The sequence below is a fragment of the Streptomyces sp. S3(2020) genome, from assembly GCF_013044505.1.
GTDB lineage: Bacteria > Actinomycetota > Actinomycetes > Streptomycetales > Streptomycetaceae > Streptomyces.
In genome coordinates, this window is sequence record NZ_JABERD010000157.1 from 1 (window position 1) to 22586 (window position 22586).

A 22586-nucleotide genomic window follows, 5' to 3' on the forward strand; every position below is an offset into this window, starting at 1 on the left:
GTTCATCGTTCGACTTGCATGTGTTAAGCACGCCGCCAGCGTTCGTCCTGAGCCAGGATCAAACTCTCCGTGAATGTTTACCGGTCATCCGGTGCACGCACACGAGAGCGGAACCACCGGCGGAATAAGCCGATGGTTCACAGCGTCCTCGCTGTATGTTTTTTCAAAGGAACCTCATCTTCGACCGTGACGGCCGGAGACGGGGTATCAACTAATCTGGCGTTGATTTTTGGCACGCTGTTGAGTTCTCAAGGAACGGACGCTTCCTTTGTACTCACCCTCTCGGGCTTTCCTCCGGGCTTTTCCCTTCGGTCTTGCGTTTCCGACTCTATCAGACCGTTTCCGGTTCCGATTTCCTCGGTGCTTTCCAGGTTTCCGCTTTCGCGTTTCCCTTTCCGGCGATTCCGACTCTATCAGATCCCTTCGGGCCTGACTCCCAGTCAGAGGGGCTTGCCTTCCCGGCTGTTGGGCCGTTCCGACGAGTGAGACTTTAGCGGACTCCGTGGTCCCGCGCTAATCGGGGCCTGCATCCTTTCGAACGCGGATTCCTCATTTCGCAAATACGCATGCCAATAGAAAGACAGCAGCCGGATCGACTGAAGTCGACTAGAGGTTGGTACTTGCGGAATGGCTGTCCGGGGACCGACCGGGGTCGGCGCTCACGTCGGACAACTCGGAGAACACTACGTACCGGGACGGGGAGTGTCAACTCGCGCCCGGACAGACCCCTGCGGGCGTACCCTGGTCCGCATGACGACGCGTACGTACACCCAGCAGTGGTGGGCCGCCTGACGGCGGCCGGACCTGCGTATGCGCTCAACGGCCGCCGCTTCGGCGGCCGTTTTCGTATCTCCCTCCGGAGCTCCTGAGGGCCGGCCGTCGGGGACGGCGGTCTCGACCAGGAGATGGAGAAGTGATGACGCGAGTCTTCAGTGGGGTCAAGCCGACCGGGCATCTGACGCTGGGGAACTACCTGGGGGCCATGCGGCGGTGGGCAGCCGTCGATCAGCACCAGGCCGATGCCCTGTTCTGTGTCGTCGATCTGCATGCACTGACCGTGGAGCACGATCCGGCGCGGGTACGGCGGCTGAGTAGGCAGGCGGCGACGTTGCTGTTGGCGACGGGGCTGGATCCGGAGCTGTGCACCGTGTTCGTACAGAGTCATGTGGATGAGCACGCGCGGCTCTCGTATCTGCTGGAGTGCGTGGCCACGGACGGCGAGATGCGGCGGATGATCCAGTACAAGGAGAAGGCCGCGCGTGAGCGGTTGCGGGGCGGGAGTGTGCGGCTGTCGCTGCTGACGTATCCCGTGCTGATGGCGGCGGACATCCTGGCGTACGGGGCCGACGAGGTTCCGGTGGGCGATGACCAGGCTCAGCATGTGGAACTGGCGCGGGATGTCTCGGTGCGGTTCAACCAGCGGTACGGACACACGTTCGTGGTGCCCCGGGCCACGCCTCCGAAGGTGGCCGCGCGGGTGATGAACCTCCAGGAGCCGCTCTCGAAGATGGGGAAGAGCGATGACACCGGGCCCGGGATCGTCTATCTGCTCGACGAGCCGGACGTGGTGCGGAAGAAGGTGATGCGGGCCGTGACCGACAGCGGGCGGGAGGTCGTCTACGACCGGGAGGCCCGGCCGGGCCTCGCCAATCTGCTGGACATCCTCGCGGCGTGCACGGGTGGGAACCCGGAGGCGCTGAGCGGTGTATATGAGTCGTACGGCGCCTTGAAGAAGGACACCGCGGAGGCCGTGGTCGAGGTTCTCAGGCCCGTGCAGGAGAGGCACAAGGTGTTGTGCGCGGATCCTGGCTATGTGGAGGGGGTGCTGCGGGATGGTGCGCAGAGGGCTCGGGCGATGGCCCGGCCGACCGTCGATGCGGCGTATCGGGCGATCGGGTTGCTTCCGGCGGCCGCTGATATCGCGGTGACCGCTTAGGGCGACGTGTGCTGGGCCGCCGCCCCCTGAGGTGGATGGAGCAGGGGGCGGCGGGTGGTCAGCTGTTGTTGCCGGAGGCCAGCTCGCGGCTGCGGTCGCGGGCGGCTTCGAGGGCGGCGATGAGGGCGGCTCGGACGCCGTGGTTCTCGAGTTCGCGGATGGCGTTGATCGTGGTGCCCGCGGGGGACGTGACGTTCTCGCGGAGCTTGACCGGGTGTTCGCCGCTGTCGCGGAGCATCGTGGCGGCGCCGATCGCGGACTGGACGATGAGGTCGTGGGCCTTGTCGCGGGGCAGGCCGAGCAGGATGCCGGCGTCCGTCATGGCTTCGACCAGGTAGAAGAAGTACGCCGGGCCGGAGCCGGAGAGGGCGGTGCAGGCGTCCTGCTGGGACTCGGGGACGCGGAGCGTCTTGCCGACGGCGCCGAAGATCTCCTCGGCGTGGGCGAGGTGCCCGGCGGTGGCGTGGGTGCCGGCGGAGATGACGGACATGGCCTCGTCGACGAGGGCGGGGGTGTTCGTCATGACGCGGACGACCGGGGTGCCTGCTGCGAGGCGCTCCTCGAAGAAGGAGGTGGGGATGCCTGCCGCGCCGCTGATGATCAGGCGGTCGGCGGGGACGTGGGGGGCGAGTTCGTCCAGGAGGGTGCCCATGTCCTGCGGCTTGACCGTGAGGATCAGGGTGTCGGCGGTCTTGGCGGCCTCGGCGTTGGTGACCGGGTTGACTCCGTAGCGCGCGCGGAGCTCTTCGGCCCGTTCCTGGCGGCGGGCCGTGACCAGGAGGTCGGCCGGGGCCCAGCCGCCTCGGATCATTCCGCTGAGCAGGGCTTCGCCGATCTTGCCGGTGCCGAGGACTGCGACTTTCTGGGTCATGGCTGCGGGTGCCCTCCGGGGGTTGCGTCGTCCGGGGTTCATCCTCGCACCGGGGGTGGGTGTGCGGCTCGGCTGTCCGGTTGGCGGGACGTGTGCGGCTTATGCGGTGCGGCGTCGCAGGGTGGCCGCTCCCAGGGCGAGGACGAGCAGTGCGCACCCGGCCACGATCAGGGCGTCGCGGACGAAGGCGGCGGTCATGTCGGTGTGGTTGAGGACCTCGTTCATGCCGTCGACGGCGTAGGACATCGGGAGGACGTCGGAGATGGCCTCCAGGACGGGGTGCATGTTGTCGCGGGGGGTGAACAGGCCGCAGAGGAGGAGCTGGGGGAAGATCACGGCCGGCATGAACTGGACGGCCTGGAATTCGGAGGCGGCGAAGGCCGAGACGAAGAGGCCGAGTGCGGTGCCGAGGAGTGCGTCGAGCAGGGCGACCAGGAGGAGCAGCCAGGGGCTGCCGGTGACGTCCAGGCCGAGGAACCAGACGGCGAGGCCGGTGGCGAGGGCGGACTGGATGATCGCGAGGGCGCCGAAGGCGAGGGCGTAGCCGGCGATGAGGTCGCCTTTGCCCAGGGGCATGGCGAGGAGGCGTTCGAGGGTGCCGGAGGTGCGTTCGCGCAGGGTGGCGATGGAGGTGACGAGGAACATCGTGATCAGCGGGAAGATCCCGAGGAGGGAGGCGCCGATGCTGTCGAACGTCCGCGGGCTGCCGTCGAAGACGTAGCGCAGCAGGAAGAGCATCACGCAGGGGATCAGGATCATCAGCGCGATGGTGCGGGGGTCGTGGCGGAGCTGGCGCAGTACCCGGGCCGCGGTGGCGAGGGTGCGGGAGGCGCTGAGGGCGCTGGTGGGGGCCGGGGTGGCGGTCGTGGTGGCGGTCGTCGTGCTCATCGGGTCGTCTCCTTCTTGCGTCCGGCTGCGACGGCCTCGTCGACGAGGTGCAGGAATGCGGCTTCGACGGTCTCGGAGCCGGTGCGGGGGCGCAGGGCGTCCGGGGTGTCGTCGGCGAGGATCTCGCCTTCGCGCATGAGGAGGAGGCGGTGGCAGCGCTCGGCCTCGTCCATGACGTGGGAGGAGATGAGCAGGGTCGCTCCTCGCTGGGTGGTGATGTCGTGGAAGAGGTTCCACAGGTCGCGGCGGAGGACGGGGTCGAGGCCGACGGTCGGTTCGTCCAGGACCAGCAGTTCGGGTGTGCCGAGGAGTGCCACGGCCAGTGAGACGCGGCTGCGCTGGCCGCCGGAGAGGTTGCCGGCGAGGGCGTCGGCGTGGCTGGTGAGGTCGACGTCTTCGATGACGCGGGTGACGTCGGAGTGGCGGCGGTCGGCGGCGGCGCGCCCGGGGGCGAGGATCGCGGCGAAGTAGTCGAGGTTCTGGCGGACGGTCAGGTCGTCGTAGACGGAGGGGGCTTGGGTGACGTAGCCGATGCGGGTGCGCAGGGTGGGGTGGCCGGCGGGGTGGCCGAGGACGTCGAGGGTGCCGGTGACCTTGGCCTGGGTGCCGACGACGGAGCGCATGAGGGTGGATTTGCCGCATCCGGAGGGGCCGAGCAGACCGGTGATCTGGCCGCGCGGGACGGTGAAGTCGAGGCCGCGCAGGACGGTGCGGGGGCCTCGGACGACGGTGAGGCCTTCGGCTCGGACGGCCGGGCTGTCGGTGGTCTGCGTGCCGGTGTCGGGTGGGCCGGAGGAATAATTCATCATGTGATGAATACTGCTCTCGTGGGCGGGCGCCGTCAAGCCGGTGGCGTTCGGCGGCCCGGCGCGCGGCGGCGTGATCGGAAGCGTGTGGTCCGGTTCGCGTGCTCCCGGATCCCTCCGACGGCCTCGGGAAGCGACTGCGCGATCAACTCCCGTTCCCGACAATGGATTTCAGTGCGAGGTCATATGCCGCGCACCGAGGTTCGCCGTGCCCTCCCCCGGCACGGCGCCCACGCATCTCCCCGTATCCCGTGACCGTCGTCGATCGTCGGAGGTGCTCCTGTCATGCGCTGTGGCGTACGCAAGGCCGATCTGTTCGCGTCCCTCGTCGTGTTTCTCGTGGCGCTGCCGCTCTGTGTGGGCGTCGCCATCGCCTCCGGTGTACCCGCCGAGCTGGGGCTGGTGACCGGGATCGTCGGCGGGCTGGTCGCCGGGGTACTGCCCGGCAGCAGCCTCCAGGTGAGCGGGCCTGCGGCGGGGCTGACGGTGCTCGTCTACGAGGCCGTGCAGCGGTACGGGGTCGGGGCGCTCGGGGTGCTGGTGTTCGGCGCCGGCCTGGTGCAGCTGGGGCTCGGGGTGCTGCGGTTGGGGCGGTGGTTCCGGGCCGTGTCGGTGGCCGTGGTGCAGGGGATGCTCGCCGGTATCGGCCTCGTCCTGATCGCGGGCCAGGTCTACGCGCTGGGCGACGCGAACGCGCCCGGCGGCGGTCTCGCCAAGCTGGCCGGGCTGGTGTCGCTGCCCGGACTGCTGGACCCGGTGGCGTTGTCAGTGGGGGGTGCCACCATTGCCGTACTGCTGCTGTGGCCGCGATGGAAGCGCGGGGCTCGCCTGGTGCCCGCGCCACTGATCGCGGTCGGCCTCGCGGCGGCGGTGACGGGAGTGTTCGGCCTGGACGTGCGCCGGGTCGAGGTGCGGGGCCTGCTGGATGCCGTGCGGCTGCCGGAGGCCGCGGATCTCGGGCGGCTCACGGAAGTGGGCGTGCTGGGGACCGTGATCGCCTTCGCGCTGATCGCGTCCGCCGAGTCGTTGTTCAGCGCGGCGGCGGTGGACCGGCTGCACGACGGACGGCGTACCGACTACGACCGTGAACTGATCGCGCAGGGCGCGGGCAATGCGGTGTGCGGGGTCCTGGGTGCCCTGCCGATGACCGCGGTGATCGTGCGGAGCGCGGCGAATGTGCGGGCGGGGGCGCGGACCAAGGCGTCCCGGGTGCTGCACGGAGTGTGGCTGCTGGTCTTCACGGTCGTCGTGCCCGGGGTGCTCGGGGTGATTCCGGTGGCGGCGCTGGCCGCGCTGCTGGTGCATGCCGGGTGCAAGCTCGTGCCGGTGCGGGAGGTGCGGGTGCTGTGGCGCGGGCATCGCGGGGAGGTGGTCGTGCTGGTGGTGACGGCGGCGGCGATCGTCGTCGGCAATCTCTTCGAGGGGGTGCTGGTGGGGTTGGCGCTGGCGGTGGCGAAGACCGCGTGGGACGCCAGCCATGTGCATGTGGAGACCGAGGACGGGGGCGAGGCGGGGATCGTCGTAAGGGTGCTGGGGCATGCGACGTTCCTGCGGCTGCCGAAGCTGCTGGACGCGTTGGAGGCGCTGCCGCGGGACCGGGAGGTGCGGCTGGAGCTGAGCGGGCTGCGGCATCTGGACCATGCGTGCGCGGCGGCCCTGGAGGGATGGGCCGCCGGGCGGGGGCAGGTGTTGACGGCGAGCGGGCCGGCCGGGGCGTGAGGCGGCCCAGGGCGAGGGTGCCGACACCCGAGGCGAGACCGGTGAGGTTCACGGCCTCGGGCATGGGGATACCGGGCAGCAGGCGGCCGCGGTCGGGGACCTGGGCACTGTGCGCGTCCACGTCGAGGACGACGAGCCCGGCGGGACCGCAGGCGACACCCACCCCAGCGGAGGGACTGCTCCTCGGTGGGCTCAGGTCCTGGACAGCAGCAGGATGACGTCGTAGACCTCTTCGACGATGCCGTCCGGGAAGGCGTGCGTCAGGTGCCCGCGCTCCTCGGCGAGGAAGGCCGCGGTGGACTCCTCGCCCTGGACCAGGAAGGTCGAGTGGCTACCGAGGTTGGCGAGATGGGCGTCGACGGTCACGCGGCGGCTCCAGCGGACCACTCGGCGGGTGAAGTCGAGCCGGTCGGCAGGGTCGGCGACGTGGGCGTTGACGTTCAGCTTCTCCTCGGCGATGTTCAGGCCGAGGTGGCTCTCCACGCGTCGGGCGGCATCGGCGATCCACGGCACGTCCAGGGCTTCGGTGTTCCACCACAGGGCGAGCGCGCCGCCCGGGCGCAGGACGCGGACGGCCTCCGGGATCGCGAGGCTCGGGTCGGTCCAGTGCCAGGCCTGTGCGTACGTGAGGAGGTCGGCGGAGCCGGTGGCGAGGGGCAGCGTGTTGCCGTTGCCGCGGATGATCGGGATGTCGGGGTGGGTCCGGCGGAACTGGGCGGCCATTCCGTCGCCGGGTTCGACGGCGATCACGTCGGCGCCGCGGGCGTGCAGGAGGGCGGTGGCTATGCCGGTCCCGGCGCCGACGTCCACGACGCGGGAGCCGGTGAGCGGACGGCCGGCGAGGTCCTCGACGGCGTCGAAGAGGCCGGGCGGGTAGGAGGGGCGGTTCGCCGCGTACTGGGCTGCGGCCGCGTTGAAGGAGTGGGCGCGGGCGGTGTGCGAGGGAGCCGTCATAGGGCCATGGTGACCGGGTTCGGCGAGGCGGGCGGTGATTTTTCGGTGTGAAGCGGGGTCCGGCTAGGTCGCCTGTGCCCGGTGCGGCAGCGTGCATGGCGTCGCGGGGCTGGGGGCACCCCCCCTCTGGGGGAAGGGGAGAAGGGAAGGTGACGTCAGGACCTAGGAGCGGCGGCGCTTCTTCGACGGGTTGCCGGTGCGGCGGGCGGTGCGCTTCTCGTACTGCTTGGCGGCGGTGTCGTACTCCGCGCGATGGAGCTTCTCTCCCGGGGCCTCGGTGAGGGAGCGGAAGAAGTAGGCGAGGAGCGAGCCGACGAAGCCGATGGCCAGCAGGCCGCGGAGGGAGGACTGGCGGTCGGGGTCCGCGCGCTTGGTGAAGCCCTCCCAGGTGTGGCGGAAGGCGAGGGCGCTGCAGATCGCGAACATCACGACCATGAGGAGGGTGACGAAGCTGCCGATATCCGCGATCTGCAAGCCCTGGAAGGCGAAGCGGAGCACGAGACAGGAGCCGACCACGGCGGCGAGGGAACCGACGGCGGCGCCGATGCGGCGGGCCGGGTAGCCGTTGTCGTGGTCGACCCAGGTCGTCCCGAAGAAACGGATGGGTTCGGGGCGGGGGCCGGGTGCGGAGCCCGCGGGGTTTTCCTGGGTGCCGTTGTCGTCGCTCACGCGTCGATTATGGCTCCGGGTGGCCGCGGGCTCCGAGGGGTTCAGCAGCCCTTGGTCACGAACCCGGGCAGCGCTGGGCCACGTAGCCGTCGCTGCCCGTCTTCACGTAGGTGTCCGAGACATAGACGCCATCGGCGGTCTTGTCCCAGATGTCCGAGGTGCCGAGCGGTCCGGTGATCGTCTCGCCCGGTCGCTGGCAGACGATCGAGACGGTCGTGCCCGGACTGTAGGTCTTGATGATCTGGTAGCTGGTTCCCGGGCCGGTACGGGCGTTCACGTTCGAGGTTCCGACTATCGGGTAGCCCGCGGCGGAGGCCTCGGAGGCGACACCGAGGACGGTGAGGAAGGCTGCGGCAGTGCTGGTGAGCGCGAGGGATCCGCGCTTCAACAAGGTCACTGGGGAGATCCTTTCGATCTTGCTGGTGATGTTCGACGTCCCGTACGGGGTGCCGGAGCTCCTGGGTCAGGAGCAGCGGGCGGCTACGTAGCCGTCGCTGCCGGTGTGCACGTACGCGTCCGAGACGTACTCGCCGTTGTCGATGTTGTCCCAGATGTTCGACGTGCCGTACGGGCCCGTGACCGTCTCGCCCGGCCGCTGGCAGTAGATCGGGACCTTGGCTCCCTCGGAGAGGACACGGACGATGGTGTAGCCGGTGCCCGGACCGCTGCGGACGTTCAGGCGATAGCCCGGGGCCGTGTCGTAGTAGCGGACCGCGGCCTCGGCGTGTGCCGCACCGACCATGAGGAAGGCGCCGGCGAGGCCGGCGAGCATGACGGATCTGCGCTTCAGGGATGACATGGGAGTCCTCTGGGGGGGGGAGTGGGGGCACCGGCAGCGGTCGGCGGTGCGGCCGTCGCTGCCGGTGTGGATCCGGTGTGGATGTGGACGTGGGCGTGGGAGACGTGCCGGCCGTCGCGGACGGTGCGGTGTCCGGTGCCCGGGTGTCGGCGGGGTTCAGAGGGCGCAGCGCGGGCGGATGTAGCCGTCGCTGCCGGTCTTCACGTAGGCGTCCGAGACGTATTCGCCGCTGGCGATGCAGTCCCAGATGTTCGAGGTGCCGTACGGGCCGGTGATCGTCGTGCCGGGTGACTGGCACAGGATCGGGACCTGCGAGCCCTCGGGGAGGACGTCGACGACGGGGTAGCCGGTGCCGGGGCCGCTGCGCACGTTCAGGCGGTAGCCCGGAGCGATGGGGTAGTAGCGCACGGCCGCCGCCGAGGTCGCCGCCGCTGTCGCGACGGTTGCCTTCTCGCCGTCCTCGGTCTCTTCCACACGGTCAACAGACATGAAAAGCCTCCCCCGTTGAGCCCCACGGTTGTCATGGGGCCCCGTTGATTCCCCTGAATCACGCCATGAAACAGACATGCGCAACTCGCACACGAACGCTAGCAAGCCGCCTCTGTCTCGCACGAGTCATCGACTAGGCTCCGTGCGTCGCGCGCGCGGACGTACAGCACGGGGGTGGTTCCATGGCGCCACAGCACGACACCGGAGCGGGCGCGGAAGCGGAACTTCCCGAATACGCCGGTCACTACAAGCTGGAGTCACGTCTCGGCTCCGGCGGTATGGGCGTGGTACATCGCGCGCAGAGCGGTTCGGGGATGACGCTCGCGGTGAAGATCGTGCACGCCGAGTTCGCCAAGGACCCTGAGTTCAGAGGGCGGTTCCGGCAGGAGATCGCGGCGGCGCGGCGGGTGAGCGGTGCCTTTACCGCGCCGGTCGTCGATGCCGATCCGGATGCCGAACGGCCCTGGATGGCGACGCTGTTCATTCCCGGGCCGACCCTCGCCGACGAGGTGAAGCGGAACGGGCCGATGGCTGCCGGGCAGTTGCGCCGGCTCATGGCCGGGCTGGCCGAGGCGCTGCGTGACATTCACAGGGTCGGGGTCGTCCATCGCGACCTCAAGCCGAGCAATGTGCTGCTCGCCGAGGACGGGCCGAAGGTCATCGACTTCGGCATTTCCCGGCCAAAGGACAGCGAACTGCGCACGGAGACCGGGAAGTTGATCGGCACGCCCCCGTTCATGGCGCCGGAGCAGTTCAGACGGCCGCGCGAGGTCGGTCCTGCCGCCGATATTTTCGCGCTGGGTTCCGTGCTGGTGCACGCGGCCACGGGGCGGGGGCCGTTCGACTCCGACAGTCCGTACGTCGTCGCCTACCAGGTCGTCCATGACGAGCCCGATCTGACCGGCGTACCGGCGAATCTCGCCCCGCTCATCGTGCGGTGTCTGGCCAAGGAGCCCGAAGACCGGCCCACACCGGACGAGTTGATGCGAGAGCTGCGGTCGGTGGCGGCGTCGTACGACACGCAGGCGTTCATCCCGGCGCAGCGGGCGGGCGCTGAACCCGTACCGGAACCACGTGCCGAGAAGCCCGAACCGCGGCGCGGGCGGCGTACGGGCAGAGCGATGGTGCTGGGGGTCGGCGGATTGGTCCTCGCCGGGATCGTCGCGCTTGCTTCGGTCCACCTGCTCGGCGGCGAAGACACCCCGCCGAGGACCGACTCGGCCCAGACCGGCTCGGCGCGGACCACGCCCGCGGGGTTCGACGCCTGGGCCACGAAGCCGCGAGCGGGGAAGGGCGGGCTGCCCCGGTGCTCGTACGGGGCGCAGCGGCTGTTGTGCACACAGGCCGGGCTGGTCAGCGCGCTCGCGCCGGCCGACGGACACGTGGTGTGGCGGCACGCGCTCGGCAAGGGGGACTCCCCCGGTGAGCCGCCGGTCCTCTCGGGCGGGCTGGTCCACGTACTGTCGCCCTCGGACCGGCAGTTGCTGGCTCTCGACCCGTCGTCGGGCAGCACGCGGTGGAAGCTGGACCTCTCCGCGTACCTCGGTTTTCGCCATGTGGGCGCCATGCTGCTGCTGACCAGCGCCGACGGGAAGGTCACCGGCGTCGACAGCGCCTCGGGCAAGCCCAAGTGGACCAAATGGATACCGGGCGCCAAGAGCCCTTTGCTGTACGCGTTCCCCGGCAGCCCCTTGGCGTACGCCACGAGCAGATCCGCCGACGGGTCACGCACCCGGGTCACGGCCGTGGATCCGGCCACGGGAGACGTGCGGTGGGACGAACAGCTCGACGGAACGCTGAAGCCGGTCGGCGGCGCCGACGGCAAGGTCTTCTTCCTGTCGGGCGGCAGCGTCCGCGGGGAGTCCGATGCCGTGGTGCGCTACGACCCCGTGTCCGGAGACTCGCGGCGGGTGGCTCTGACCGTGCCGGTCTACCAGGCGCAGGCCGGTGTCGACGGCGATCGCGTCCTCCTCATGGGCACGGGTGGCTCTCTGGTGGCCGTCGACCTGAGCGAGAAGAAGCAGTCGTGGTCCCTTGAGACGTCCGTGAGCCAGGGTTCCGCTCCGGTGACCGACGGCCGCCTCGTGTACGTCAGCGCCGCCGACGGGCGGCTGCTCGCCGTCGACGCCGAGGAGGGCAGGCTGCTCGGACAGACACCGCCGCGCCTGGACCCGAAGTCGGACGAGGTGGCGGCCACGCTGTCGACGCCCCAGGTCCTGCACGGCCACGTCTACGCCACCGCCCCCGACGGCACCGTCTTCGCCGTGAACGCCCGTAATCCCTCGGCCTGGTGACACGGAAGGGGCCGTCTCCGAAACGGAAAGAGCCGCCTCCGAAGAAGCGGCCCTCACGAGTTCCCTGAGCTCAGCCCAGCTTGGAGACGTCCCGCACCGCGCCCTTGTCCGCGCTCGTCGCCATCGCCGCGTAGGCCCGCAGCGCGGCCGACACCTTGCGCTCGCGGTTCTTGGGGGCGTACACCCCGCCCAGCGCCTCCTCACGACGGGCCAGTTCGGCGTCGTCGACGAGAAGTTCGATGGTGCGGTTCGGGATGTCGATGCGGATGCGGTCGCCGTCCTCGACGAGCGCGATCGTGCCGCCGGCCGCCGCCTCGGGGGACGCGTGGCCGATGGAGAGGCCGGACGTGCCGCCGGAGAAGCGGCCGTCGGTGACCAGGGCGCAGGCTTTGCCGAGGCCGCGGCCCTTGAGGTACGAGGTCGGGTAGAGCATCTCCTGCATGCCGGGGCCGCCCTTGGGGCCCTCGTAGCGGATGACGACGACGTCGCCCTCCTTGACGTGCTGGGTGAGGATCTTCTGGACGGCCTCTTCCTGGGACTCGCAGACGACCGCCGGGCCCTCGAAGGTCCAGATGGACTCGTCGACGCCGGCCGTCTTGACCACGCAGCCGTCGACCGCCAGGTTGCCCTTGAGGACCGCCAGGCCGCCGTCCTTGGAGTACGCGTGCTCGGCGCTGCGGATGCAGCCGCCCTCGGCGTCCTCGTCCAGCGTGTCCCAGCGCTCCGACTGGGAGAAGGCCTCGGCGGACCGGACACAGCCCGGGGCCGCGTGCCACAGTTCCACGGCCTCGGCGGAGGGGGAGCCGCCGCGGACGTCCCACGTCTTGAGCCAGTCCGCCAGGGACGGGCTGTGGACCGAGTGGACGTCCTCCCGCAGCAGGCCCGCGCGGTGCAGTTCGCCCAGCAGGGCCGGGATGCCGCCGGCGCGGTGCACGTCCTCCATGTAGTACGTGCGGTTCTTCGCGACGTTCGGGGCGACCTTCGCGAGGCACGGCACCCGGCGGGAGACCTCGTTGATCTCCTCCAGGCCGAAGGGGACGCCCGCCTCCTGGGCGGCCGCCAGCAGGTGCAGGATCGTGTTGGTCGAGCCGCCCATGGCGATGTCGAGGGCCATGGCGTTCTCGAAGGCCGCGAAGGTGGCGACGTTGCGCGGCAGGACCGTCTCGTCGTCCTGCTCGTAGTAGCGGCGCGTGATGTCCATGACCGTGCGGGCCGCGTCCTCGTACAGGCGGCGGCGGGCCGTGTGGGTCGCGAGGACCGAGCCGTTGCCCGGGAGGGAGAGGCCGATGGCCTCGGTCAGGCAGTTCATCGAGTTGGCCGTGAACATGCCGGAACAGGAGCCGCAGGTCGGACAGGCGTTCTCCTCGATGCGGAGCATGTCCTCATCGGAGATCTTGTCGTTCACGGCGTCGGACATCGCGTCGACCAGGTCGAGGGTGCGGACCGTGCCGTCGACCAGCGTGGCGCGGCCGGACTCCATCGGGCCGCCGGAGACGAAGACCGTGGGGATGTTCAGCCGCAGGGCCGCGTTCAGCATGCCCGGCGTGATCTTGTCGCAGTTGGAGATGCAGATCAGGGCGTCGGCGCAGTGGGCCTCGACCATGTACTCGACCGAGTCCGCGATGAGGTCGCGGGAGGGCAGGGAGTACAGCATGCCGCCGTGGCCCATCGCGATGCCGTCGTCCACCGCGATGGTGTTGAACTCGCGCGGGATGCCGCCGGCCTCGACGATCGCCTCGCTGACGATCCGGCCGACCGGCTGGAGGTGGGTGTGACCCGGCACGAACTCGGTGAAGCTGTTGGCGACCGCGATGATCGGCTTGCGGCCGATGTCCGCACCCGGTACACCGGAGGCGCGCATAAGGGCGCGTGCGCCCGCCATGTTGCGGCCGTGGGTGACTGTGCGGGACCTCAGCTCGGGCATCGTCGATCGCTCCTTCAGACAGATAGGGCTGCTATCGAGCGTACGCCGGTCATCCAGGGGGCGGACAAGGTGTCCGGAATACGGGACGCCCGTCTCACCCGGGACCACCCCGGAAGGTGTCTCACGGGTTCGTCAGATGCCCCTGCACCACCGGCGCCACCCGCGTGATGATCTGCTCCACGTCCACCGACGCGACCGGCTCGATCCTGATCACGTACCGCATCATCGCCACCCCCACCAGCTGCGCGGCCGCGAGCTCGGCGCGCAGCTCCGCGTCCGGGCTGTCGAGCTCGCCGGCGATCCGGCGCATCAGCTGGGCGGCGACGAGTCGGCGGAAGACGGTCGCCGCGGCCTCGTTGTTCACCGCGGACCGGATGATCGCGAGCAGCGGCTTGCGGGTCACCGGGTTCTCCCAGAGCCCGAAGATGAAGCGGGTCATGCGCTCGCCGACATCCTCCAAGGGACCTTCGAGGACCACGTCCCGCACCTTCAGGGCCGGCGAGAAGGCGACCTCGACGGCCGCCTCGAAGACCTGCTCCTTGGTGCCGAAGTAGTGGTGGACCAGGGCCGAGTCGACCCCCGCCGCCTTGGCGATGCCGCGTACCGAGGTCTTCTCGTAGCCCCGCTCGGAGAATTCCTCGCGGGCCGCGGTCAGGATGCGGTCGCGGGTGTCGGCCGATTCCGTACCGGGAGGGCGGCCCCGCTTCCGCGAGGTGACGCCGGTCATGGCCGCGGCACCTTCACCGCGGAGGCCAGATGCAGCCGCGTGTAGGCCAGGGCCTCCGCCAGGTCGGCCTCACGTTCGGCGCTGGACATCGCGCGCCGGGTGTTGACCTCGATGACGACATGGCCGTCGAAGCCGGTCAGGGCGAGACGTTCCAGCAGCTCGGCGCAGGGCTGGGTGCCGCGGCCGGGGACGAGGTGCTCGTCCTTGGCCGAGCCCCGGCCGTCGGCGAGGTGGACGTGGCCGAGGCGGTCTCCCATGCGGTCGACCATGTGCATCGCGTCGGAACGGGCCGTGGCCGAATGACTGAGATCGATCGTGAAGTGACGGTAGTCCTCCTTCGTCACGTCCCAGTCGGGGGCGTACGCGAGCATCTCGCGGTCGCGGTAGCGCCAGGGGTACATGTTCTCGACGGCGAACCGGACGTCCGTCTCGTTCGCCATGCGCCAGATGCCGCTCACGAAGTCGCGGGCGTACTGGCGCTGCCAGCGGAACGGCGGGTGGACGACGACCGTGGACGCCCCGAGCTTCTCGGCGGCCGCCTGGGCGCGCTGGAGCTTGACCCAGGGGTCGGTGGACCACACGCGCTGCGTGATGAGCAGGCAGGGGGCGTGTACGGCGAGGATCGGGATCTGGTGGTAGTCGGAGAGGCGGCGCAGGGCTTCGATGTCCTGGCTCACCGGGTCGGTCCACACCATGACCTCGACACCGTCGTATCCGAGGCGCGCGGCGATCTCGAAGGCCGTCGCCGTGGACTCCGGGTACACGGAGGCCGTGGAGAGCGCGACCTTCGCATCCGGGATCCGTACGACTGGTTCTGCCACGGGGGTCAGCCTAAGGGTTGCGACGGGTGGGGTGCGGGGCGGCTATTCGCCGTTGTGGCGATCGCCATAGGCGGGTGCGGGGTGCCCGGGTACCCCGCACCGGTCACGTGCCCACACCGGACCCCATGTGATCAAGTCGCCGCAGGATGACGCCTTCCCGCAGGGCCCACGGACAGACCTCCAGGTTCTCCACGCCGAACAGGTCCATCGCGCCCTCGGCCACCAGCGCACCCGCGAGCAGCTGTCCCGCGCGGCCGTCCGAGACCCCGGGCAGCTCCGAGCGCTGCGCCACGGTCATCCCCGCCAGCTGCGGCACCCACGCCTCCAGGGACTCCCGCTTCAGCTCGCGCTGGACGTAGAGGCCCTCGGTGGAGCGGGCGGCGCCGGCGAGGCGGGCCAGCTGCTTGAAGGTCTTGGACGTGGCGACGACGTGGTCGGGGGCGCCGAAGCGGCTGAACTCGCCGACGGTGCGGGCGATCTGGGCGCGGACATGGCGTCGCAGCGCCCTTATGGCCTCGGGGTCCGGCGGGTCGCCGGGCAGCCAGCCCGCCGTCAGACGGCCCGCGCCCAGCGGCAGCGAGACCGCCGCGTCGGGCTCCTCGTCGATGCCGTACGCGATCTCCAGGGAGCCGCCGCCGATGTCGAGGACCAGCAGCTTTCCGGCGGACCAGCCGAACCAGCGGCGGACCGCGAGGAAGGTGAGGCGGGCCTCCTCGGCGCCGGTGAGGACCTGGAGCTCCACGCCGGTCTCGGCGTGCACGCGCGCGAGGACGTCGTCGGCGTTGCTGGCCTCGCGGACCGCGGAGGTGGCGAACGGGAGCAGGTCCTCGACGCCCTTGTCCTCGGCGGCCTGAAGGGCCTCCTTGACGACACCGATCAGCTTGTCGACCCCCTCGGGGCCGATCGCGCCGCCCTCGTCGAGGAGTTGGGCGAGGCGCAGTTCCACCTTGTGCGAGTGCGCGGGCAGCGGGCGCGCGCCCGGGTGCGCATCCACCACCAGCAGATGCACCGTGTTCGATCCCACGTCGAGGACACCGAGTCTCATGTACGGAACGCTACTGCCACCTGCGGGGTCGGCCGTATCCGGAGCCTTGCCAAGCGTCTTACCCTGTCCCTGTGCCAAAGACGAAAAAGGCGAAGACCGACAAATCTTCCAGCGGTTCTTCGCAGGCGAAGTCGCCGGTGAAGTCACCGAAGCAGTCGAAGAAGGCCCTGGCAGCCGACGAGAAGGGGCTCGACTTCGCGCGCGCATGGGTGGAATTCCCTGATCCGGCGGACGACGAGCAGATCTTCCGGTGCGATCTGACATGGCTGACCTCTCGCTGGAACTGCATCTTCGGCAGCGGCTGCCAGGGCATCCAGCCGGGCCGCGCGGCCGACGGCTGCTGCACCCTGGGGGCCCACTTCTCCGACGAGGACGACGAGAAGCGGGTCGCCGGGCATGTGGCCAGGCTCACTCCGGAGATCTGGCAGTTCCACGACGAGGGCACAGCGGGCGGCTGGATCTCGGAGGACGAGGACGGCGACCGCCAGACCCGCCCGTACAAGGGCTCGTGCATCTTCCAGAACCGGCCCGGTTTCGCCGGCGGCGCGGGCTGCTCGCTGCACATCCTGGCGCTCAAGGAGGGCCGGGAGCCGCTGGAGACCAAGCCGGACGTCTGCTGGCAGCTGCCGGTGCGACGGACGTACGAGTGGATCGACCGGCCCGACGACACCCGGGTGCTCCAGGTGTCGATCGGTGAGTACGACCGCCGCGGCTGGGGTCCGGGCGGCCACGATCTGCACTGGTGGTGCACGTCGGCGACCTCGGCGCACGGCGCAGGCGACCCGGTGTACGTCTCCTACCGGCCGGAGCTGACCGAGCTGATGGGCAAGGCGGGCTACGACCGGCTGGTCGAGCTGTGCGAGGAGCGGCTGGCCTCGCAGCTGCCGCTGCTGGCGCCGCATCCCGCCGATCCGGTGGGCTGACAGGCTCACGACGCGCTACGAGGTCGACGGGCTCGGGTCGCCGCTGTCGCTGGGCGGTGGCGTCGAGCTCGCCGGGTCGGACGGGGTGGGCGCGGTGCCGTAGCCCTCGATGGAGACGACGGCGCCGGCGGGTGAGACGGCCACGCGCGCGCTCCAGTGGCCGGACGGCTCGCGCAGATGGTCGACGTACACCTTGATCGTCAACGATTCGCCGGGTTCGAGGGTTCCCGAGGACTGGCTGAGGTAGAGCCAGCCGGCGCCGGTGCTCGCGGACCAGCGGACCGGGGCGTCGCCGGTGGCGGTGAGGGTGATCAGTGTGGTGTCGCCGCTGTTGCCGGCCGCGACCTCCAGATGTCCGGCGCCCTTCTTGCCGGCGCCCGTGACGCTGATGACCTTCACCGACACATCGGGTTTGTCGCCCTTGGTGAAGCGGTCGGCGGGCCGGGTGCTGGCGTTGCCGGCGTTCTCGTAGCCGCCCGCGGCCTCGCCGTCCAGGCTGTCGGGACCGTGCGCCTCGCTGGCGCTGGCCGAGCGCCCTTCGGCGCCCTCGGCGGTGGGGCTGCCCCGGTAGGCGGCCCACAGAGCGAGCACGGGCGCCGCCACGACGGTGGCGACGACGGTCGTCGTGACGGCACGCGCGCGTAGGCGGTCGCGGCGGGCGGCGCGGTCCTTGGGGTCCATCGGGAAGCCGCGCCGGTCGAAGCGGGGGGCGGCCGCGCGGGAGAAGTGCGCCATGGCGACGTGCAGCGTCGCGCGGGGGGCCTGGAGGACGGGGAGCTCGGAGGGGGTGATCATCGCCCCGGGCCAGCGGCCGGCGACCGCGCGTTCGGCGGTACGGCGGCAGCGCGGGCAGTCGTCGACATGGCGTACGAGCTCGCGGCGCAGGGCCGTGCCGATCACCAGCTGGTGGTCGCCGGTGAGGTGGGCGACGCTCGGGCAGGTGCCGGTCTCCACGACGGCGAGGGCCGCGCGCGTGCGCTCGACCTCGCAGGCGGCGGAGGCGAGCAGTTCCCGGGCGGCGGCCAGGTCCATGCCGAGGACGGCGGCGACCTCATGGGCGGCGAGGTGGTGGCGTACGGCGAGTTCGAGCGCCTCGCGCTGCTCCGGGGTGGTGCCGGCGGCCTCCGGCCAGGCCAGCAGGGCGAGTTCACGCCGACGCCCCTCCTGGGCCTCCTCGGAGACGGGCGGGACGGACTGCCTGGCGGCGTGGTGCCGGCCCGCCGCGTGGGTGGCCTGACGTTTCTGCTTGGCCTCGGCCAGCTTGCGCAGGCAGGCCCAGCGGGCCAGCGCGTACAACCAGGCCCGGCGGTCCCCGGCCGCCTCCGGACCGCGGCGGCGCTCGGCGAGCGCGAGGACGTCGCCGAGGGCTGCGGTGGCCGCGTCGTGGTCGCACAGTACGGACAGACAGTAGGTGAACAGGCCGTCCAGATACGGCTCGTAGCGCGCCGGCGTACGCTGCGCCAGCGTGCGCGCCGCACCGCGGTCACGCGCCTCCCGTTGCGCCCGGTGTGCGCCGGTGGTGCGGGTCGAGGTCTCCGGACTGCTGCTCATCACCCGTGGACCGTAGGGTGCGGGCGACAGCCCCTTCCGCCCCCTTGAGGACTTTTACTCCGTACGGGTGAAACGATCCCTCATAAGGGGACAGGAACCCCGGATTCCGTGGCCTGTTCCCGACGTCAGTGGCCGGTTAGTGCCGGGCGTTCACGGCCACCGCCGGGCGTTGTCAGTGTCGCCCGTTACGGTTCGTGCATGGCTGCCCGTACGAAGACCGCCAAGGACCGACCCGCCTACCGCTGCACGGAGTGCGGCTGGCAGACGGCGAAGTGGCTCGGCCGCTGCCCCGAATGCCAGGCGTGGGGCACCGTCGAGGAGTACGGCGCACCCGCGGTGCGTACGACGGCCCCGGGCCGCGTCACCACCTCCGCCGTGCCCATCGGCCAGGTCGACGGCCGCCAGGCCACCGCCCGCTCCACCGGCGTGCCCGAGCTGGACCGGGTGCTCGGCGGCGGACTCGTACCGGGCGCGGTCGTCCTCCTCGCGGGCGAGCCCGGCGTGGGCAAGTCGACCCTCCTCCTCGACGTGGCGGCCAAGTCGGCGAGCGACGAGCACCGCACCTTGTACGTCACGGGCGAGGAGTCGGCCAGTCAGGTCCGGCTGCGCGCCGACCGCATCAAGGCCATCGACGACCATCTGTACCTCGCCGCGGAGACCGACCTGGCCGCGGTCCTCGGCCACTTGGACGCGGTGAAGCCCTCCCTGCTGATCCTCGACTCCGTGCAGACCATCGCCTCCCCCGAGATCGACGGCGCCCCCGGCGGCATGGCCCAGGTGCGGGAGGTGGCGGGCGCGCTCATCCGCGCCTCCAAGGATCGCGGCATGTCCACCCTCCTCGTCGGCCATGTCACCAAGGACGGCGCCATCGCGGGCCCGCGTCTGCTGGAGCACCTCGTGGACGTGGTGCTCTCCTTCGAGGGCGACCGGCACGCGCGCCTGCGTCTCGTCCGCGGCGTCAAGAACCGCTACGGCGCGACGGACGAGGTCGGCTGCTTCGAACTGCACGACGAGGGCATTACGGGCCTTGCCGACCCCAGCGGACTTTTCCTGACCCGTCGTGACGAACCGGTCCCCGGCACCTGTCTGACGGTCACCCTGGAAGGCCGCCGTCCCCTGGTCGCCGAGGTCCAGGCCCTCACCGTCGACTCACAGATCCCCTCACCTCGCCGTACGACCTCGGGCCTGGAGACCTCCCGTGTCTCGATGATGCTCGCCGTGCTGGAGCAGCGAGGCAGGATCAGCGCACTCGGCAAGCGGGACATCTACTCCGCGACGGTCGGCGGAGTGAAGCTGTCGGAGCCGGCCGCGGACCTCGCCATCGCCCTCGCGCTGGCGTCGGCGGCGAGCGACACCCCGCTGCCCAAGAACCTCGTCGCGATCGGCGAAGTAGGCCTTGCGGGCGAGGTCAGACGGGTCACGGGCGTCCAGCGCCGGCTCGCCGAGGCACACCGTCTGGGCTTCACCCACGCGCTCGTGCCGGGCGACCCGGGCAAGATCCCCGCCGGTATGAAGGTCCTGGAAGTCGCCGACATAGGAGACGCCCTGAGGGTCCTTCCGCGGTCGCGTCGGCGAGACGCCCCACGGGACGAGGAGGAGCGCCGGTAGACTTTGCCCTGGTCTCGCCCGTCCGTACGAACCCAAGGTGCGAAACGGGAGCGTCCCAGAACCTGCGACCGGAGGAGTGCAGTGGCAGCCAACGACCGGGCAGCAGCTCCCGGAAAGTCCGGTGGGAGCTCCGGTGCCGATGGCCTGATGCGCGCCTCACTGAGCGCCGTGGCACCCGGCACGGCCCTGCGCGACGGCCTGGAGCGGATTCTCCGCGGCAACACGGGCGGACTCATCGTGCTCGGATTCGACAAGACCGTCGAGCCGATGTGCACGGGCGGTTTCGTCCTGGATGTCGAGTTCACGGCCACGCGTCTGCGTGAGCTGTGCAAGCTCGACGGCGGCATCGTGCTCTCCACGGACGGATCGAAGATCCTGCGGGCGGGTGTGCAGCTGGTGCCCGACCCGACGATCCCGACGGAGGAGACGGGCACACGCCACCGCACGGCGGACCGTGTCTCCAAGCAGGTCGACTTCCCGGTGGTGTCGGTCTCCCAGTCCATGCGTCTGATCGCGCTCTACGTCGACGGCCAGCGCCGCGTCCTGGAGGACTCGGCGGCGATCCTGTCCCGGGCGAACCAGGCCCTGGCGACCCTGGAGCGCTACAAGCTCCGCCTGGACGAGGTCGCGGGAACGTTGTCAGCGCTGGAGATCGAGGACCTCGTCACGGTCCGGGACGTCTCGACGGTTGTCCAACGCCTGGAAATGGTGCGTCTCATCGCCACCGAGATCGCCGAGTACGTGGTCGAGCTGGGCACGGACGGCCGCCTCCTGGCGCTGCAACTGGACGAGTTGATCGCCGGCGTGGACCAGGAGCGCGAACTGGTGGTCCGCGACTACGTCCCCGAGCCCACGGCAAAACGCTCCCGCACGGTCGCCGAGGCGCTCTCCGAGCTCGACGCGCTCTCCCACGCGGAGCTGCTGGAACTGTCCACGGTGGCAAGGGCGTTGGGTTACACGGGCTCCCCCGAGACCCTGGACTCGGCCGTGTCGCCCAGGGGCTTCCGTCTCCTCGCCAAGGTCCCGCGCCTGCCGGGCGCGATCATCGACCGCCTGGTGGAACACTTCGGTGGCCTGCAGAAGCTCCTCGCGGCCAGCGTGGACGACCTTCAGACGGTCGACGGGGTCGGCGAGGCGCGGGCACGGAGCGTACGAGAGGGCTTGTCGAGGCTGGCGGAGAGCTCGATCCTGGAACGGTACGTCTAGCGCCCCGGAGGGGCGTGGGGCTGTATCGATGTGCGGCTCCGCCGCGTGGGCGCGACAAGCCACAACGGCGCGGTACCCGCCGGAGAACCCGGCAGATACCCCGAAGCGGCTGCCCCTCAGTCGCTTTCGAGAACGAACGACGTCTGTGCCTTCGCGTACCCCGGCGCGGCCAGCTCCACGAGATACGTCCCCGCCCCCGCGGACCCCGCCGCCGGCGTCGCGCACTGCGGAGCACTCGGCTTCCGGTCCCACTTCACGGTGTACGTGATGCTGCTCCCCGCGGGCACCCGGAACACCAGGCTCGCCGCGGTCTTCGGGCAGTCCGCGGAGGACCAGTACTCGTCGTCCTCGGCGGCCTCGGTGATCGTCAACACCGCGCTCTTCGGCCCGAGATCGACCTTGCAGTCGCCACCGGAGGAGTTCGCCGCGGTCAGCAGCAGCGTCGGCGTCTCGTCGGGCCCGTAGCCGTTGCGGAGGCTGCTCACGCTCAACTTCACGGACCCGGCGGTGCAGTTGGGCAACCCGGAACCCGCCGGAAGGGTGTCGTCCTGCCCGACCCCGCTGCCCGCAGCGCCGCCGCCACCGGCCGCGCCTTCGGACCCACCGGAGCCGGAGCCGGACCCGGAACCCGTACCGGAGGTCGAGGAGCCGTCACCGGACCCGTCGTCCGACCCGGACCCCGTCCCCCCGGACTCCCCGCCCGGCGTCGACTCGTCGCGTCCGCCCGGCGCTTGACTGATCGCCGGCCCGGAGCCGCTCGGCCCCGGCGTGATGGTCGAAGGCGCGGGATTCTTGCCGTTGGTCCCGTCGGCACCGTTCTTGTCGCCACCGCCGCCCGAGGAGACGACCCAGGCGATCAGCAACGCCAACAAGGCCAGCACGGACAGCAGTACGGCCCTCCGTCGCCAGTAGATGGTGGAGGGAAGCGGCCCGACCGGATTGCGCAGAGATCCCACGGCGCAAACTGTACGAGAGATCGGCGCCTTCGCCGCCCGTACCCGCCGCCGGGGACCACAACTTTTCCGGATCATCATTCCGGAAGCGGCGGTTCACCCGGTCGCCCTCACGAGCCAGGGCGCGTGATGATCGCGGGGCGTGACCTTTTAGGCCTGACGCCTACCGTACGTGACATCACCGCTCTCCCCTCTCCCACTCCCCCGTGGGTATGACACACCGCCGGGACATGGACGTTCGCGATCGCGGCCCTTGCACCTCTGGCCACGGCTACGGCGGACGCGCCGCGCCCACGCGGCCGACACGACCCGACGCGACCTCACCGCCGCCACCCGTCAGGCGCCGTGGCTCTCCCGCACTGCCCCCACGCGCCCCTCCCCGCCGCACCCCGAGGGGTGGCAC

20 protein-coding genes, 1 rRNA gene and 1 pseudogene are annotated in these 22586 nt (G+C 70.6%); 6 read left to right on the plus strand and 16 right to left on the minus strand.

The window, feature by feature from the left end; genetic code table 11:
• Positions 1 to 74 (minus strand): 16S ribosomal RNA (locus HLK59_RS35390); the annotation flags it as partial.
• Positions 75 to 916: 842 nt separating this feature from the next.
• Between HLK59_RS35390 and trpS the strand changes: the two genes are divergently transcribed.
• Entirely contained in the window at positions 917 to 1936 is a 1020-nt protein-coding gene (gene trpS, locus HLK59_RS35395; RefSeq protein ID WP_171145706.1) for a tryptophan--tRNA ligase, read from the plus strand.
• 58 nt (positions 1937 to 1994) lie between these two features.
• On the opposite strand, the gene proC is transcribed toward trpS, so the two are convergent.
• The 3 genes from proC to HLK59_RS35410 all read right to left on the minus strand — a co-directional run bounded on the left by proC (position 1995) and on the right by HLK59_RS35410 (position 4504).
• The gene (proC, locus tag HLK59_RS35400; protein ID WP_171145707.1) at positions 1995 to 2807 is read right to left on the minus strand and encodes a pyrroline-5-carboxylate reductase; all 813 of its coding nucleotides are present in this window, start codon (positions 2805 to 2807) and stop codon (positions 1995 to 1997) included.
• A 99-nt stretch (positions 2808 to 2906) separates the two neighbouring features.
• Positions 2907 to 3695, minus strand: a complete 789-nt coding sequence (locus tag HLK59_RS35405) for an ABC transporter permease (RefSeq protein ID WP_171145708.1) — start codon at positions 3693 to 3695, stop codon at positions 2907 to 2909.
• Positions 3692 to 4504 carry an ABC transporter ATP-binding protein gene (locus tag HLK59_RS35410; RefSeq protein ID WP_171145709.1) on the minus strand — a complete coding sequence of 271 codons (813 nt, stop codon included), beginning with the start codon at positions 4502 to 4504 and terminating at the stop codon, positions 3692 to 3694. Before HLK59_RS35410 ends, HLK59_RS35405 begins: the two co-directional genes overlap by 4 nt.
• A gap of 282 nt (positions 4505 to 4786) precedes the next feature.
• Between HLK59_RS35410 and HLK59_RS35415 the strand changes: the two genes are divergently transcribed.
• Positions 4787 to 6220, plus strand: a complete 1434-nt coding sequence (locus tag HLK59_RS35415) for a SulP family inorganic anion transporter (RefSeq protein WP_171145710.1) — start codon at positions 4787 to 4789, stop codon at positions 6218 to 6220.
• A 7-nt stretch (positions 6221 to 6227) separates the two neighbouring features.
• Here the strand turns inward: HLK59_RS35415 and HLK59_RS51485 are convergent.
• The 6 genes and pseudogenes from HLK59_RS51485 to HLK59_RS35440 form a co-directional block, all read right to left on the minus strand.
• Positions 6228 to 6398, minus strand: a pseudogene (locus HLK59_RS51485) (bifunctional DNA primase/polymerase); the annotation flags it as partial.
• 14 nt (positions 6399 to 6412) lie between these two features.
• Complete coding sequence (locus tag HLK59_RS35420) at positions 6413 to 7174, minus strand: class I SAM-dependent methyltransferase (protein WP_171145711.1); 762 nt, start codon at positions 7172 to 7174, stop codon at positions 6413 to 6415.
• 162 nt (positions 7175 to 7336) lie between these two features.
• On the minus strand, positions 7337 to 7843 hold the full coding sequence (locus HLK59_RS35425; RefSeq protein WP_171145712.1) for an EamA/RhaT family transporter: 507 nt from the start codon (positions 7841 to 7843) through the stop codon (positions 7337 to 7339).
• Between the two features lie 55 nt (positions 7844 to 7898).
• Positions 7899 to 8240: a hypothetical protein gene (locus HLK59_RS35430; RefSeq protein WP_171145713.1), complete on the minus strand. Its 342-nt coding sequence runs from the start codon at positions 8238 to 8240 to the stop codon at positions 7899 to 7901.
• A 66-nt stretch (positions 8241 to 8306) separates the two neighbouring features.
• Positions 8307 to 8615, minus strand: a complete 309-nt coding sequence (locus HLK59_RS35435; protein ID WP_171145724.1) for an SH3 domain-containing protein — start codon at positions 8613 to 8615, stop codon at positions 8307 to 8309.
• A 183-nt stretch (positions 8616 to 8798) separates the two neighbouring features.
• A complete protein-coding gene (locus HLK59_RS35440) occupies positions 8799 to 9131 on the minus strand; it encodes an SH3 domain-containing protein (protein ID WP_171145714.1) in 333 nt (110 codons plus the stop codon).
• A gap of 182 nt (positions 9132 to 9313) precedes the next feature.
• Here HLK59_RS35440 and HLK59_RS35445 point away from each other — a divergent pair, with 182 nt between their 5' ends.
• The gene (locus tag HLK59_RS35445; RefSeq protein ID WP_171145715.1) at positions 9314 to 11425 is read left to right on the plus strand and encodes a serine/threonine-protein kinase; all 2112 of its coding nucleotides are present in this window, start codon (positions 9314 to 9316) and stop codon (positions 11423 to 11425) included.
• Positions 11426 to 11495: 70 nt separating this feature from the next.
• On the opposite strand, the gene ilvD is transcribed toward HLK59_RS35445, so the two are convergent.
• The 4 genes from ilvD to HLK59_RS35465 form a co-directional block, all read right to left on the minus strand.
• A complete protein-coding gene (gene ilvD, locus HLK59_RS35450; RefSeq protein WP_171145716.1) occupies positions 11496 to 13349 on the minus strand; it encodes a dihydroxy-acid dehydratase in 1854 nt (617 codons plus the stop codon).
• Between the two features lie 121 nt (positions 13350 to 13470).
• On the minus strand, positions 13471 to 14076 hold the full coding sequence (locus tag HLK59_RS35455) for a TetR family transcriptional regulator (protein ID WP_171145717.1): 606 nt from the start codon (positions 14074 to 14076) through the stop codon (positions 13471 to 13473).
• Positions 14073 to 14897, minus strand: a complete 825-nt coding sequence (locus HLK59_RS35460) for a sugar phosphate isomerase/epimerase (RefSeq protein WP_171145718.1) — start codon at positions 14895 to 14897, stop codon at positions 14073 to 14075. Before HLK59_RS35460 ends, HLK59_RS35455 begins: the two co-directional genes overlap by 4 nt.
• A gap of 103 nt (positions 14898 to 15000) precedes the next feature.
• The gene (locus HLK59_RS35465; protein WP_171145719.1) at positions 15001 to 15942 is read right to left on the minus strand and encodes a Ppx/GppA phosphatase family protein; all 942 of its coding nucleotides are present in this window, start codon (positions 15940 to 15942) and stop codon (positions 15001 to 15003) included.
• A gap of 137 nt (positions 15943 to 16079) precedes the next feature.
• On the opposite strand from HLK59_RS35465, the gene HLK59_RS35470 reads away from it, so the two are divergent.
• Positions 16080 to 16865 carry a hypothetical protein gene (locus HLK59_RS35470; protein ID WP_171145725.1) on the plus strand — a complete coding sequence of 262 codons (786 nt, stop codon included), beginning with the start codon at positions 16080 to 16082 and terminating at the stop codon, positions 16863 to 16865.
• Positions 16866 to 16880: 15 nt separating this feature from the next.
• Here the strand turns inward: HLK59_RS35470 and HLK59_RS35475 are convergent, their stop codons facing one another.
• Positions 16881 to 18416 carry a sigma-70 family RNA polymerase sigma factor gene (locus HLK59_RS35475; protein WP_171145720.1) on the minus strand — a complete coding sequence of 512 codons (1536 nt, stop codon included), beginning with the start codon at positions 18414 to 18416 and terminating at the stop codon, positions 16881 to 16883.
• Between the two features lie 198 nt (positions 18417 to 18614).
• Here HLK59_RS35475 and radA point away from each other — a divergent pair, with 198 nt between their 5' ends.
• Positions 18615 to 20024, plus strand: a complete 1410-nt coding sequence (gene radA / locus HLK59_RS35480; protein WP_171145721.1) for a DNA repair protein RadA — start codon at positions 18615 to 18617, stop codon at positions 20022 to 20024.
• Positions 20025 to 20105: 81 nt separating this feature from the next.
• A complete protein-coding gene (gene disA / locus HLK59_RS35485) occupies positions 20106 to 21230 on the plus strand; it encodes a DNA integrity scanning diadenylate cyclase DisA (RefSeq protein ID WP_171145722.1) in 1125 nt (374 codons plus the stop codon).
• A gap of 116 nt (positions 21231 to 21346) precedes the next feature.
• Here disA and HLK59_RS35490 read toward each other — a convergent pair whose 3' ends face one another.
• Positions 21347 to 22186 carry a hypothetical protein gene (locus tag HLK59_RS35490; RefSeq protein WP_171145723.1) on the minus strand — a complete coding sequence of 280 codons (840 nt, stop codon included), beginning with the start codon at positions 22184 to 22186 and terminating at the stop codon, positions 21347 to 21349.
• Positions 22187 to 22586: the final 400 nt, after the last annotated feature.

Bases quoted from the DNA above. Each gene is read 5' to 3' on its own strand.
- HLK59_RS35455 (WP_171145717.1), bottom strand. From the start codon at position 14,076: ATGACCGGCGTCACCTCGCGGAAGCGGGGCCGCCCTCCCGGTACGGAA.
- ilvD (WP_171145716.1), bottom strand. From the start codon at position 13,349: ATGCCCGAGCTGAGGTCCCGCACAGTCACCCACGGCCGCAACATGGCG.
- HLK59_RS35410 (WP_171145709.1), bottom strand. From the start codon at position 4,504: ATGATGAATTATTCCTCCGGCCCACCCGACACCGGCACGCAGACCACC.
- HLK59_RS35445 (WP_171145715.1), top strand. From the start codon at position 9,314: ATGGCGCCACAGCACGACACCGGAGCGGGCGCGGAAGCGGAACTTCCC.
- trpS (WP_171145706.1), top strand. From the start codon at position 917: ATGACGCGAGTCTTCAGTGGGGTCAAGCCGACCGGGCATCTGACGCTG.
- HLK59_RS35435 (WP_171145724.1), bottom strand. From the start codon at position 8,615: ATGCTCGCCGGCCTCGCCGGCGCCTTCCTCATGGTCGGTGCGGCACAC.
- proC (WP_171145707.1), bottom strand. From the start codon at position 2,807: ATGACCCAGAAAGTCGCAGTCCTCGGCACCGGCAAGATCGGCGAAGCC.
- HLK59_RS35415 (WP_171145710.1), top strand. From the start codon at position 4,787: ATGCGCTGTGGCGTACGCAAGGCCGATCTGTTCGCGTCCCTCGTCGTG.
- HLK59_RS35475 (WP_171145720.1), bottom strand. From the start codon at position 18,416: ATGAGCAGCAGTCCGGAGACCTCGACCCGCACCACCGGCGCACACCGG.
- HLK59_RS35420 (WP_171145711.1), bottom strand. From the start codon at position 7,174: ATGACGGCTCCCTCGCACACCGCCCGCGCCCACTCCTTCAACGCGGCC.
- HLK59_RS35465 (WP_171145719.1), bottom strand. From the start codon at position 15,942: ATGAGACTCGGTGTCCTCGACGTGGGATCGAACACGGTGCATCTGCTG.
- HLK59_RS35440 (WP_171145714.1), bottom strand. From the start codon at position 9,131: ATGTCTGTTGACCGTGTGGAAGAGACCGAGGACGGCGAGAAGGCAACC.
- radA (WP_171145721.1), top strand. From the start codon at position 18,615: ATGGCTGCCCGTACGAAGACCGCCAAGGACCGACCCGCCTACCGCTGC.
- HLK59_RS35405 (WP_171145708.1), bottom strand. From the start codon at position 3,695: ATGAGCACGACGACCGCCACCACGACCGCCACCCCGGCCCCCACCAGC.